Genomic DNA, 13,212 nt, shown 5'->3' with positions numbered 1-13,212 from the left:
CGCCTGGCGGGCGCCTAAAAGATATTTTCCCTACATTTTACGCCGATAGACCCTCGCCCGCCGGCCCTCTCGCGGCACCTATAATGGACCGCGCATTCACGGACGATCGGAGATGAGTCATGGGCCACCGCCTGAGCAAGATAGCGACGCGCACCGGCGACGACGGCACGACCGGTCTCGGCGACGGCCGCCGCGTGCAGAAGGACGACGCGCGGATCGCGGCGATCGGCGACGTCGACGAACTGAATTCGCAGGTCGGCGTATTGCTGTGCGAGCCGTTGCCGGGCAACGTGCGCGCGGCGCTCGTCGATATCCAGCACGATCTCTTCGATCTCGGCGGCGAGTTGTGCATTCCGGGGCATTCGATGATCGAGGAAACGCATCTCGCGCGGCTCGACGAATGGCTCGCTGACTACAACGGGACGCTGCCGCCGCTCAAGGAATTCATCCTGCCGGGCGGGTCGCGCGCGGCGGCGCTCCTGCATGTCGCGCGCACGGTATGCCGGCGGGCGGAGCGCTCGATCGTGGCGCTCGGGCGCGTCGAGACGGTGAACGACGCGCCGCGGCAGTACGTGAACCGGCTGTCGGACCTGCTGTTCGTCTTCGCGCGCGTGATGAATCGCGTGGATGGCGGCACCGATGTGCTGTGGGAGCACGCGCGGCGCAAGTAGGGAACGAGCCAGCCGGCGGCGTGCAGCTGCGACAAGATCGCGCAATCGGAGTCCGATTAAAAGATGTAGCATCGGCGCACCTTTTAAGGAGATCGCACGAATGACCACGCTGACCGCCGACCAGATCGCCCGCGTCAAGGCCACGGCTCCGGTTCTCGCCGAATACGGCACGACCATCACGAAGCACTTCTACAAGCGGATGTTCGCCAATCATCCCGAGCTGAAGAACGTCTTCAATCAGGCGCACCAGCAAAGCGGCAGCCAGCCTGAAGCGCTCGCGCGCGCGGTCTACGCTTACGCGGCCAACATCGACAATCTCGGCGCGCTCGGCGGCGCCGTCGCGCATATCGCGCACAAGCACGCGAGCCTGAACATCCGCGCGGAGCATTACCCGATCGTCGGCGAAAATTTGCTCGCGGCTATTTCCGAAGTGCTCGGCGACGCCGCCGACCAGCCGACGCTCGACGCCTGGGCCGCCGCCTACGGCCAGCTTGCCGGCATCCTGATCGGCGCGGAGCAAAAGCTTTATGACGGCGCGCCGTGGAGCGGCTTCCGGCCGTTCGTCGTCGTGCGCAAGGAGATGGAGAGCGACGAAATCACGTCGTTCTACCTGAAGCCGTCCGACGGCGGCAAGGTCTGCGATTTCGCGCCCGGCCAGTACGTGAGCGTGAAGCGCTTCGTGCAGGCGGTCGGTGTCGATCAGCCGCGCCAGTATTCGCTCTCCGACGCCCCGAACGGCCAGTGGCTGCGCATTTCGGTGAAGCGCGAGCGGCCAGTCGAACGGCCCGCTGGATACGTCTCGAACGGCCTGCACGACGATGTCGTCGCCGGCTCGGTCGTCGAGGTGAGCGCGCCGATGGGCGAATTCTCGCTGGATCGCTCGAAGACGACGCCCGTCGTGCTGATGAGCGCCGGTGTCGGCATCACGCCGATGGTGTCGATGCTGGCGTCGCTCACCGGCGAGGGCAGCGCGCGGCAGGTGGCGTTCGTGCATGCGTGCAGGAACGGCGGCGTCCACGCCTTCAGACACTGGCTGAACGAGATCGTCGCGCGGCATCCGAACGTCTCGCGGACGGTGTTCTACGAGTCGCCGCGCGCGGCCGACCGTCAAGGCGTCGATTTCGATTTCGACGGGCGCATGGCGTGGGCGAAGTTCGTGAGCCTCGCGCTCCTGCCCGACGCCGACTATTACGTCTGCGGCCCGCTCGCATTCATGCGCGAGCAAGTCGCGGCGCTGCACGCGGCGGGCATTCGCGCCGAGCGCATTCATACCGAGATCTTCGGCTCGGGCATGCTCGACTGACGCGCCTCAAATGACAAAAGGGCTGCGAAATCCGCAGCCCTTTTGCATTGCGAGCGCCGACGCGCTCAGTTCCCTCCGCCGCGCACGACGCGCCGCTCTTTCACGCTCTGCGCCAGACCTTCGAGCACTTTCACGCTTTCCTCCCAGCCGATGCATGCATCGGTGATGCTCTGGCCGTAGGTCAGCTCGCAGCCTTCCTTCAGATCCTGCCGCCCCGCGACGAGGTGCGATTCCACCATCACGCCGACGATCCGCTCGTCGCCCGCCGCCATCTGCCGTCCGATGTCCGCGCACACCGGAATCTGGTTCTCGTGCTTCTTCGAGCTGTTTGCGTGGCTTGCGTCGATCATCAGGCGTGCCGCCAGTCCGGCCTTCCCGATGTCGCTGCAGGCGGCATCGACGCTCGCCGCGTCGTAGTTCGGCGTCTTGCCGCCGCGCAGGATGATGTGGCAGTCCTCGTTGCCGGCCGTCGAGACGATCGCCGAATGGCCGCCCTTCGTCACCGAGAGGAAATGGTGCGGCTGCGACGCGGCCTTGATGGCGTCGACCGCGATCTTCACGTTGCCGTCCGTGCCGTTCTTGAAGCCGACCGGGCACGACAGCCCCGAAGCCAGCTCGCGATGCACTTGCGATTCCGTCGTGCGCGCGCCGATCGCGCCCCACGAGATCAGGTCGGCGATGTACTGCGGGCTGATCATGTCGAGATATTCGGTGCCCGCGGGCAGACCCATCTCGTTGATGTTCAAAAGCAGTTCGCGCGCGGCGCGCAGGCCGTCGTTGATCTTGAAGCTGTTGTCGAGATGCGGGTCGTTGATCAAACCTTTCCAACCGACCGTCGTCCGCGGCTTTTCGAAGTACACGCGCATCACGATTTCGAGTTCGCCGGCGAAGCGCTTGCGCTCTCCGATCAATCGGCCCGCATATTCGAGCGCCGCCTTCGGATCGTGGATCGAGCACGGCCCGATAATGACGATCAGGCGGTCGTCCATGCCGTGCAGGATGCGGTGCATCGACTGACGGGCGGTGTAGATCAGCTCCGATACGGGCTCGGCGAGAGCGAATTCGCGGATCAGGTGCGCGGGCGGGGTCAGTTCTTTCAATTCGCGGATACGGACGTCGTCGGTGTTATGCGGGGGCATTACGGTTCTCCAGGAACGCTCGGTAGCGTCGATTTCTTGGGTGTTTTTGCCGGACCGGGGCGAAAAAAAACCGCCAGACTCGGCTGGCGGTTTTTCGGGAATTTCGGGTTTTGCGTACCTACGACTCACCCCTCTCGATCCGCCAGCGGCTTGAGATGCCAAAAGAAATAAAAATAAAACTTGGCGGACATGGCGGTTCGGATGAGTGTCGTGAAAAACAGGTGAGTGCCTTTATAACCTCTGGAATGCTCGACTGGCAAGCCATCGAGCTTCAAAACGCGGAGAATCCGCACGCGCGCGGGCAAAACCGCACGAAGCGAGAGTGGATCATGCGGCAAAACCGCATGATCCACGCGCGTCAGACCGTGCCACCCACCGTCATCTTTTCAATGCGCAGCGTCGGCTGGCCGACGCCCACCGGCACGCTCTGGCCTTCCTTGCCGCACACGCCGACGCCCGAATCGAGCGACATGTCGTTGCCGATCATCGTCACGTATTTGAGTGCTTCCGGGCCGCTGCCGATCAGCGTCGCGCCCTTGACCGGGTAGCTGATCTTGCCGTTTTCGATCATGTACGCCTCGGAGGCCGAGAACACGAACTTGCCGTTGGTGATGTCAACCTGACCGCCGCCGAAGTTCACCGCGTAGAGGCCGTTCTTCACCGACGCGAGGATTTCGCCCGGGTCCTTGTCGCCGTTGAGCATGTAAGTGTTGGTCATGCGCGGCATCGGCAGCGCGGCGTACGATTCGCGCCGCGCGTTGCCCGTCACCGGCATCTTCATCAGGCGCGCGTTCAGCGAATCCTGGAGGTAGCCCTTGAGGATGCCGTCCTCGATCAGCGTCGTGCACTGCGTCGGGTTGCCTTCGTCGTCGATATTGAGCGAGCCGCGCCGATTCGGCAGCGTGCCGTCGTCGACGACCGTCACGCCCTTCGCCGCCACCTGCTCGCCGATGCGTCCCGCGAACGCCGACGATCCCTTGCGGTTGAAGTCGCCTTCCAGCCCGTGGCCGATCGCCTCGTGCAGGAGCACGCCCGGCCAGCCCGGCCCGAGCACGACGGTCATCGCGCCGGCCGGAGCGGGGCGCGCTTCGAGGTTGACGAGCGCGGCATGCACGGCGTCGTCGACATATTTCGACAGGACCGCGTCGGTGAAATAGCCGTAGTCGAAGCGTCCGCCGCCGCCGCCGCTGCCGATTTCGCGGCGCCCGTCCTGCTCGGCGATCACCGTGACGGACACGCGCACGAGCGGACGGACGTCGGCGGCGAGCGCGCCGTCGCTGCGCGCGACCAGCACGACGTCGTATTCGCCGGCAAGGCCCGCCATCACTTGCGTGATGCGCGGATCGCGGCCGCGCGCCATCTGTTCGACGCGCTCGAGCAACTTCACTTTCGCGGCGGCGTCGAGCGAATGGAGCGGGTCGGCGGGCAGGTAGAGGTCGCGGCCGGAGACGCCCGTCAGCGAACTCGCCGACCTGATCTTGTGCTTGCCGCCGCCTGCCTTCGCGATCGCGCGGGTGGCGTGGGCCGCCTGGCGGATCGCGTCGGGCGAGAGGTCGTCGGAATAGGCGAAGGCCGTGCGGTCGCCCGACACGGCGCGCACGCCGACGCCCTGGTCGATGCTGAAGCTGCCCGATTTGACGATGCCTTCTTCGAGACTCCATGCCTCGCTGCGGGTCGCCTGGAAATAGAGGTCCGCGTAGTCGACCTTGTGCGTGAAGATCTCGGCGAGCGTGCGCGTGATGAGCGCCTCGTCGAGCCCATAGGGCGTGAGCAGAACGTCCTTCGCGGTGACGAGATTGCGGATGCCGGGTTCGATGATGTTCATGCGGTGCCTGTGGCTGTATCGGTGACGGGTATGAATATTCTAGCGTCGGTGTCTGGGGAGCTATCTGCGGGGGAAAAAGTGCGCTTTCAAGCCCGGAGCGTGGGTCTTCTGGTCTGAGGGTTCGTCGACAGCGTCAGCCTAGCACGCGATGGCGCCACGCCGGCAGGCTCTGCCGCACGGCCGCGATGCGAGCCGGATCGATGTCGCCCGCGACGACGCCCGCGCCTTCCTCGCGCACGGCGACCGTTTCCCCCCACGGGTCGATCAGGATGCTGTGGCCGAACGTGCGGCGGCCGTTCTCGTGCTTGCCGCCCTGGGCCGCGGCGAGCACGTAGCACTGGTTTTCGATGGCGCGCGCCTTGAGCAGCGTTTCCCAGTGCGCGCGGCCGGTGGTGTAAGTAAACGCGGAAGGAACGACGATCATCGCGCAGTCGCCCATCTTGCGATACAGCTCGGGAAAGCGCAGGTCGTAGCACACGGACAACCCGACGCGTCCGAACGGCGCGTCGAAGGTGCGGACTTCGCCGCCGGGACAGATCGTGCGGGCTTCGTCGAAGGACTCTTCGCCCTTTTCGAAATTGAACAGATGAATCTTGTCGTAGCGCGCGGCCTGATTGCCCGCAGGGTCGAAGACGAGCGTCGTGTTCAGCACGCGCGAGGGCTCCGGCGATTCGAGCGGCAGCGTCCCGCCGATCACCCAGACGCGATGTTCGCGCGCGGTGTCGGCGAGAAATTGCTGGATCGGGCCGGCGCCGGGCGTCTCGCGGAGGGCGAGTTTGTCCGTGTCCTTGAAGCCCATGAAGCAGAAATATTCGGGCAGGAGCACCATCCGCGCGCCGTCGCGCGCCGCTTCGGCAATCAGCTGGCCCGCTTCGGCGAGATTGCGCTCGCGATCCGGCGTGCTGACCATCTGCAGCGCCGCGACCCGGAACGGCCCGGCGGGGTTTTCGCTTGATCTTTCGCTCATGTCTGCTTGCGGTGTCCGGTTGCGTCGGCAGGGCTCTCTCGGGGACAAAACGCGACGCTGTCGGCCTCAGTCGGTGACGGCGGCGGCAGGAGTTTCGATCTTACCCTGATCGCCCTTCACCCGTTGGATGACCGGTTTCGACCACGTTCCGGTGATCGCGTAGTCGCGGGCGAACGCCTTTCCGATCGACTTCGACAGCACGAGGTCCGCCGCCAGCGTGCCGAGGCCGAGGAGCGGATTGATGACGGCCGCCCCGAGCGCGACCGCGCCCGCGCTCACCGTCGGGATCACGCGCGCGTGCAGGTCCTGCGACTGCGTCGGCAGATTGACGAGCCCTTTCAGCTCGACGCGCGCGGGGGACGTCACCATCGTGAAGTCGTCGGTGCGTCCGATGCCGTCCTCGATCTTCGCCGTGCCGGTGATCTTCTCGAATGGCAGCCCACGGCCCACGACATCCTGGAAATTGAGCGTCAACAGATGCGCGAGGCTCTGCAAGCTGAGGACGCCGAGCAGTTTCGCCGCGCCCGCGTTCACCTTGAGGATCTGGCCGTGGCGCAGGTCGACGGCGAGTTCGCCGTTGAGCGACGGCAGATCGGGCACTGTCGGGCTGCCGATCCAGGCGGCTTTGCCCGACATCGAGCCCTTGCCCGCGTTGACCGTGCGCGGCAGGCCGAAGCGATCGAGCAGCGCGCCCGCGTCCTTCACGTCCAGCTTGAAATCGAGCGCGGTGCGGCGCGGGGCATTGTCGTCGGCGTCGTCGTCCGTGGCGGACAAGGCGCGCCAGTTCGCCGTCGCGCTGAGCGTCGCGTCGGGATTGGCGAACTCGAACTTGTCGAGCCGCCACACCGGCAGGCCGTTCTCGACGCCATTGCTCGCGTCGACTTCGAGCCGCCCGAGCGTGCGGCCGCGCATGACCACTTCGTTCACGATCAGGTCGATCGTCGGCATGTTGCGCGGCGGGCGGCGGATCATCGGTCCGACGAGCTCGTTCTCCGCCTTCTCCGGAATCACGACCTGCGCGAAGCGCGCCTGCAACGCGCCGGGACTGTCGCGGGTCGCGCCGGGCGTCCACGAAACATAGCCCGACACCTGATTCGACGCGATATTTGCCTGCCATTTGCGCTCGGACTCGCTCGCGCCGATTACCACGTTTTCCCAGCGGCGGTTGAGCAGCTTGAGCGTCGTGAGATGCAGCGCGACGCGCGTCGGGATGAACTGCCTGACGTTCTCACTCATCGGCGGCTTGGGCGCCGGCGCCCGCGCCGTGCCTGGCGCCGGCGGCGGGCTCAGTTCCGCGAAGAGCCGGCGCCAGGCGTCGGCGTCGAGTTCGTCGAGTTCGATGTTGGCCGCGACGCCCTGCGACGGCAGATCGGCCGGCTTGTTCACGCCGATCGCGCCGCGCACGACGTTGAACTGCGTCTTCCCGGCCTGCTGCACGAGGTAGTGCGCCTTCACCGGCCCGAGCGTGAGACTCGCGTCGTGACGGCCGGCTTCGCCCGCGGCGGGCGCGAAGCTCAGGGCGAACGGCATCGGCGTGCCCTGCGGCTTCGCGAACGGCGCGGGGAAGTCGAGCCCGAGCCCGGTCAGGTCGGAACTCGCCTCGATGCGCGGCAGCGCGCTCTTCATGCCGCGCACCTGCATCCGGTAGGGCGCCGTGCCGCTCACGTGCCTGAGCACCTGCGCGACTTGCGGACTGATGCGCATGTTGAGTCCCTGCGCGGCATCCGTGCCGATGCGCCCGTTCACATCGAGTGCATAGCTGCCGTCCGGCTTGACGCCGCCGGTGCCGCGCACTTCGCCGCCGAGAAAGCGCCCGCTGAGGTTGTCGAGCACGACGGTTTTTTCGGCGAAGCGCGCACGGCCGCGCACGTGCGAGAGCGGCGGCAGGGTGTCATACGCGACTTCGTTGTCGGCGAAGGTGAGCGAGCCTTCGTAGTCGACGTGCGGTTTAGGCAGCCGGATGCGCGGAATGCCGAGCTTGAGCGCGAGCGTCGCGTCGCCGCTCGCGCGGATCTTGCGCGTCGCGTGCTTCGCCATCAGGCCGAGCGAGCTGTCGTCGACGTACTGGAGCATGTCGGCGAGCGGGCCGCGCGCGTTGCCGTCGATCAGCAACAGCGACTCGCGATTGCCCGTGTCCTCGATGCGCCCGCTCGTCTTCGTGATCGCGACGCGGCGATAGTGCGCGCGGTCGATGTCGAAACGCAGCTTGTTCTGCGCGAGCTGGAACTTGCCGTCGATGCCCTCGAAGCCCGGCCAGATGTTCGGCAGGCCGTTTCTCATCTTGCGCGGCGGGAAGGGCGTCGGGTCGAACTTGCCGCCCGTGAACGGCGCCTCGATGCGGAAGATGCCGTCGTTCGGAAATTTCGCGTAGGGGAAGCGGGTGAGGTCGCCGTGCACTTCGATCGTGCCACCGCGCGAGATGCCCGCCTGCAACGCGTGCCCGAGATAGATGCGCACGCGTTCGGAGAGGCTCGTCGGCAGATAGCGCACGAGGCTCGTCACCTTCAGGCGCGCGACCTTCGCCTTGAGATCGAGCGAGCCGCGCCCGTGGCCCTGGTTCCAGTAATAAGCGGTGGCCTCGCCCTCGGCGTCGGCGTTCTTCACGTGCAGCGTCTCGACGCGCATCGTGAAAGCCTTGCGCGGTTCGCCGGGCGCGGGCGCGTCGGCGATGGTCCAGGACGCGCGGCCGTTAAGCGAATCGAAGGTGAGGCGCGGGTCGTCGAAGGCGCCGGGGATGGTGAGCGCCGCGATCTTCGTGTCGATCGTGATCGAGCCTTGCGACTGGTCCGCGTCGATCTTGCCCCACAGGTTCTCGATGCCGGGAATTCCCGCGCGCGGGTGATTGTTCACGGTGAGGCCGGGCGGCGGCTCCTGCGCCTGCACGCTGATGCCTTGCAGGTCGGCCTTGACCGTGTAGCTCTTGAGCGGCGTGGCCTCGCCCTTCGCGCGCTGCTCCTCGGCTTCTTCGTCGCTTTTCGGCGCCGCGCGTTCCGTGCGCAGCGTGTAATTCGCGACGAGCCCGCGCGGATTGAACAGCAGGAGCTCGGTCAGCACCTTGCGCGGCAGCGGCAGGGCGCGCGCGAACTCGGCGAGGATGCCCACGTCGACGCGGTCGCCCGACACGCCGAAGACCTGCCCGCGATTCGCCGACGCCGCGCGATACGTGCCCGTCAGCGTGCGGAACGCGAGGAGGCGCGTGAGCTGCGTGCCGTCGTCGAGCGGCGGCTGGCCGAACTCCGCGCGCAGGTCGGACAGACGCAGCGTGTACTCGTTGTCGTTCTGCTCGATCGTCCAGCCGAACTTTGCGACGGGCAGGTCGAGGCGCGGCTGCGTCGGCCGCACGCGCAGCGCGATCTGGCCGCCCGACGCGTCGCCGCTCGCCGTCTGCAGCTTGCCGCCTGCGAAGTTGAGCCAGATGCGGTTGTCGAACTGGCCGCTGTATATCTCGAACGGCATCTTCACGTAGCGCGCGAGCGTCGGCAGATCGACGGGGCCGGTCGAGACATACGCGCGGCCCGTCCAGTGCGCGGGCGCGCCGATCGCCGCGAACGGCTGGTGGCGGAAGTCGGCGCGAAAATCGAGCGGGCCGTGCAGCACGTCGCCGTCAGCGGGCGCGTCGAGCGCGAGCCGGTGACGGATGCCCTCGTTGAGCACGACGAGCTTGATGCGCTTGAGCGCGATCTCGGGCGCCGTGCGCTGCGCATCGCGCCAGCGCAGCGTGCCGTCGCGCAGGACGATGTGCTCTTGCTTGAGCAGCCACGTCGTGAACGCGCTTTCGTTCGTGCGCCGTGCCGGAATCGGCACGCCCGCGACGCGGATCGTGCCGTCCGTCGCGCGCGAGACGATCACGTCGGGACCGTCGACGGTGAGGTTCGAGAGCGCCGGCGCGAGCTTGAACACCGACGCCCACGAGAGGCTCGCGCTCGCGTGCGGCACGGCGAGGCCGGGCGAACCGTCGGGGGCGTCGATGCGCAGGTTGTCGAGTTCGATGACCGGCTGCAGTCCGGACCAGTGCGACGTGAGCCGGCCGATGCGCAGTTGCGCGTGAATCTTGGAGGAGACGAGCTGTTCGATCCGCGGCCGGAACGCGTCGATCTGCGGCAGGACGGCGTAACGCAGGCCGAGATAGAGTCCCGCGATCACGAAATAGATCGCGACGCCGAGCACCAGGATGATCTTCAGGACGCGTGAACGCCCGCGCTCGGCAGTGCCGCTGGGCTTCGCTTGTCCAACTTCGAGAGGGTCTACGGATTCCTTGCTGTCGGACATGCTGCGGCGTTTCTGCGATATGGTAGTTTTGCGTGTTTGACGATGGAATGTAACACAGGGTGCCGCACTTCCGGCCGTGTGCGCGCGTTCGGATGCCTGCCGCAAAGCCATGCCCGGTCTGCTTTCGGGCGATTTGCGAGTGAGCGCGCCGGAGGTGCCCGGCGCCGTTTCGGCCCTCCTCGACCCAATCGAGCAACGAACACCCAAGCAACGAGCGAGCCCGACTTCAGATGACTCCCGCAGCACTTCGCAGTTCCGCTTATTCCAGCTATGCGTCGCGTGCGTACGCGGCGCGCCCCGAACTCTTCGCGCAGGTGGCCGAGTGGGCGTCGTCACGCGTCACGCGCGCCTGGATCGAAGCGCGCCTGAACGCGCTGTGCGCGAGCTGCGCCGCTGACGGCACGCTCGACGAAGCCGCGCTCAAGACCGCGCTGCGGCGCCTGCGCACCGAAGTCTTCTGCACGGTGATGGAGCGCGATCTCGCGGGCCACGCCGACGTCGCCGAAGTGACCGGCGCCATGACCGACCTCGCGGAACTCACGATCCAGCGCGCGCTCGCGGTGCTCTCGGCGGACCTGGAAGCGCTCTTCGGCGAGCCGCGCGGACCGGACGGCGAACGGCTGACGCTCGGCGTCGTCGGGATGGGCAAGCTCGGCGGGCGAGAGCTGAACGCGTCGTCGGATATCGACCTGATCTTCGTGTACGAGGAAGACGGCGAGACGGCCGGCGGCCAGCGCGCGCCGCTCACCACGCAGGAATTCTTCACACGGCTCGGCCGCCGGCTGATCGGCGCGCTGGCCGAACTCACGCAGGACGGCTACGTGTTTCGCGTCGACATGCGGCTGCGGCCGAACGGCGATTCCGGCCCGCTCGTGTGCAGCCTCGGCATGCTCGAAGAGTATTTCTACGTGCAGGGCCGCGAGTGGGAGCGCTATGCGTGGATCAAGGGACGGCTCGTGTCGGAAGACGAGAGCGATTCGGCGAAGCGGCTCGCGAAGCAGCTGGAGGCGATCGTCACGCCGTTTGTCTATCGTCGCTATCTCGACTACGGCGTGATCGCCGCGATCCGCTCGCTGCATGCGCAGATTCGCCAGGAAGCGCAGCGCCGCGCATCGATGCGCCCTGACAAGGCCGACGACATCAAGCTCGGGCGCGGCGGTATCCGCGAGATCGAGTTCAGCGCGCAAGTATTCCAGTTGATCCGCGGCGGTCAGGCGGCGGAATTCCGCATTCGTCCGACGCTTGCCGTGCTCGCGCGGGCCGCTGCGCACGGGCTGATTGCGACCCAGGTCTGCAAGGCGCTGAGCGACGCGTATCTGTTTCTGCGCACGGTCGAGCACCGGCTGCAGTATCGCAACGACGCGCAGACGCACGCGATGCCCGTCGCGCCCGAAGAACGCGCGCGCCTCGCCGAATCGCTCGGTTTTGCCGACTATGCCGCGCTGATGGCGACGCTCGATGCGCACCGGGAGGTCGTCGAAGAGCAGTTCGACGAGATTTTCGCCGACAAGGTGAGCGGTCAGGGCGGCTGCGGCGTGCCGGAGGATTCGGCGGCGTCGTGGGTCTGGAGCAGCGCGCTCGGCGACGAAAGCGCGAGCGAAGAACTGGTCGCGAGTCTCGCGGAACTCGGCTTCACCAGTCCGGCCGGGCTGCTCGAGCGGCTCACCAACGTCTGGAAGTCGGGGCGTTATGCGGGCTTGCCCGCGAAGAGCCGCGAGCGTTTCGACATCGTCGCGCAGCGCACGCTCGCCGCGGCGCAGTCGATCGAGCCGCCCGAGCGGCGCGGCGACACCGTCATGCGTCTCTTCGATCTGCTCGAAGCGACAGCCAAACGCGGCGCCTATCTCGCGCTTCTGACCGAATATCCGGCGGCACTCGACCGCGTGCTGTCGGTGCTCGGCGGATCGCGCTGGGCGTCGGGCTATCTGATCCGCCATCCGCAACTGCTCGACGAACTGCTCGACGACGAAGCCATCGCGAGCCCGTTCGACTGGCCCGAGTTCAAGCGGTCGCTGCGCGCGAGCCTCGCCGCCGCCGACGGCGCCGAGCAGCAGATGGATCTGCTGCGCCACGCGCATCAGGCCGAGGTGTTCCGCATCCTGCTGATCGATCTGGCGGGCAAGCTCACCGTCGAGCACGTGAGCGACCGGCTCTCCGAACTCGCCGACGCGGTGCTCGACGTGACGGTCGAAACGGTCTGGAAGCAGTTTCCGAAGCGGCATCGCGAGGTGCCGAAGTTCGCGGTGATCGCGTACGGGAAGCTGGGCGGCAAGGAACTGGGCTATGCGTCCGACCTCGACCTGATCTTTCTCTACGACGACCCGGACGACGCCGCCTCCGACGTCTACGCGATGTTCGCGCGCCGCCTCATCACGTGGCTCACGACGGCGACCGGCGCCGGCACGCTCTTCGACGTCGACTTGCGGCTGCGGCCGAACGGCGAATCGGGGTTGCTCGTCACGAGCCTGCAGTCGTTTCGCGCCTATCAGATCCGCGAAGGCGACGCGGCCAACACGGCGTGGGTCTGGGAGCATCAGGCGCTGTCGCGGGCGCGCTATTGCGCGGGCGATGCCGCGATCGGCGAGCAGTTCGAGGCGATCCGCGCCGAAGTGCTGGTGATGCCGCGGGAGGCACAGGCGCTGGCGCGCGAGATCGTCGCGATGCGCGAGCGGGTTTTTGCCGGGCATCCGAACCGGACGGCCTTGTTCGATTTGAAGCACGATCGCGGCGGAATGGTCGATATCGAATTCATCGTGCAGTACTGGGTGCTGCTGCATTCGCGCGAGCATCGCGAGTTCGTGCGCAACGCCGGCAATATTTCGCTCCTGCGGATCGCGGCGCAGTGCGGATTGATGACGGACGAGGAGGCAGAGACGCTTGGCGCGGCATACCGGACGTATCGAAAGCTGCAGCACAAGCTGAGGCTCGACGGAATGGAGAAGGCGCGGATCGACCCGGAGACGGTCGCGGGGAAGAGGGCCGCCGTGGTGTCGTGGTGGGAGCGGGTGTTTGCGGGGCTGGCCTAGATCGCCTGGCGG

The 13,212-nt window shown here is 66.8% G+C and carries 6 protein-coding genes and 1 pseudogene; 3 read left to right on the top strand and 4 right to left on the bottom strand.

All coding sequences use genetic code 11. The features are described 5' to 3' along the window. The first annotated feature begins 119 nt into the window (after positions 1-119). Entirely contained in the window at positions 120-671 is a 552-nt protein-coding gene (locus AWB66_RS26450) for a cob(I)yrinic acid a,c-diamide adenosyltransferase (RefSeq protein WP_087633041.1), read from the top strand. 100 nt (positions 672-771) lie between these two features. Next, positions 772-1,974, top strand: coding sequence for an NO-inducible flavohemoprotein (hmpA, locus tag AWB66_RS26445; RefSeq protein ID WP_087633040.1), 1,203 nt, complete (start codon positions 772-774; stop codon positions 1,972-1,974). 65 nt (positions 1,975-2,039) lie between these two features. Here the strand turns inward: hmpA and aroG are convergent, their stop codons facing one another. From aroG to AWB66_RS26425, 4 genes are all read right to left on the bottom strand, one after another. After that, positions 2,040-3,113 carry a 3-deoxy-7-phosphoheptulonate synthase AroG gene (aroG, locus tag AWB66_RS26440; protein WP_087633039.1) on the bottom strand — a complete coding sequence of 358 codons (1,074 nt, stop codon included), beginning with the start codon at positions 3,111-3,113 and terminating at the stop codon, positions 2,040-2,042. 358 nt (positions 3,114-3,471) lie between these two features. Next, positions 3,472-4,938: a metalloprotease TldD gene (gene tldD / locus AWB66_RS26435; RefSeq protein WP_087633038.1), complete on the bottom strand. Its 1,467-nt coding sequence runs from the start codon at positions 4,936-4,938 to the stop codon at positions 3,472-3,474. A gap of 133 nt (positions 4,939-5,071) precedes the next feature. Then, the gene (locus AWB66_RS26430; protein WP_087633037.1) at positions 5,072-5,905 is read right to left on the bottom strand and encodes a carbon-nitrogen hydrolase family protein; all 834 of its coding nucleotides are present in this window, start codon (positions 5,903-5,905) and stop codon (positions 5,072-5,074) included. Between the two features lie 66 nt (positions 5,906-5,971). After that, positions 5,972-10,174, bottom strand: coding sequence for a YhdP family phospholipid transporter (locus tag AWB66_RS26425; RefSeq protein WP_087633036.1), 4,203 nt, complete (start codon positions 10,172-10,174; stop codon positions 5,972-5,974). Positions 10,175-10,377: 203 nt separating this feature from the next. Here AWB66_RS26425 and glnE point away from each other — a divergent pair. Then, positions 10,378-13,200 (top strand): annotated as a pseudogene (gene glnE / locus AWB66_RS26420) (bifunctional [glutamate--ammonia ligase]-adenylyl-L-tyrosine phosphorylase/[glutamate--ammonia-ligase] adenylyltransferase); the annotation flags it as partial. Positions 13,201-13,212 lie beyond the last annotated feature (12 nt).

The organism is Caballeronia telluris, assembly GCF_001544495.1.
Classification (GTDB): Bacteria; Pseudomonadota; Gammaproteobacteria; order Burkholderiales; family Burkholderiaceae; genus Caballeronia; species Caballeronia telluris.
This window is presented reverse-complemented; position numbering and strand designations above follow the sequence as displayed.

What these genes read in the sequence shown, in the direction of transcription:
- AWB66_RS26425 (WP_087633036.1), bottom strand. Translation starts at nt 10,174, where the DNA reads ATGTCCGACAGCAAGGAATCCGTAGACCCTCTCGAAGTTGGACAAGCG.
- tldD (WP_087633038.1), bottom strand. Translation starts at nt 4,938, where the DNA reads ATGAACATCATCGAACCCGGCATCCGCAATCTCGTCACCGCGAAGGAC.
- AWB66_RS26430 (WP_087633037.1), bottom strand. Translation starts at nt 5,905, where the DNA reads ATGAGCGAAAGATCAAGCGAAAACCCCGCCGGGCCGTTCCGGGTCGCG.
- AWB66_RS26450 (WP_087633041.1), top strand. Translation starts at nt 120, where the DNA reads ATGGGCCACCGCCTGAGCAAGATAGCGACGCGCACCGGCGACGACGGC.
- hmpA (WP_087633040.1), top strand. Translation starts at nt 772, where the DNA reads ATGACCACGCTGACCGCCGACCAGATCGCCCGCGTCAAGGCCACGGCT.
- aroG (WP_087633039.1), bottom strand. Translation starts at nt 3,113, where the DNA reads ATGCCCCCGCATAACACCGACGACGTCCGTATCCGCGAATTGAAAGAA.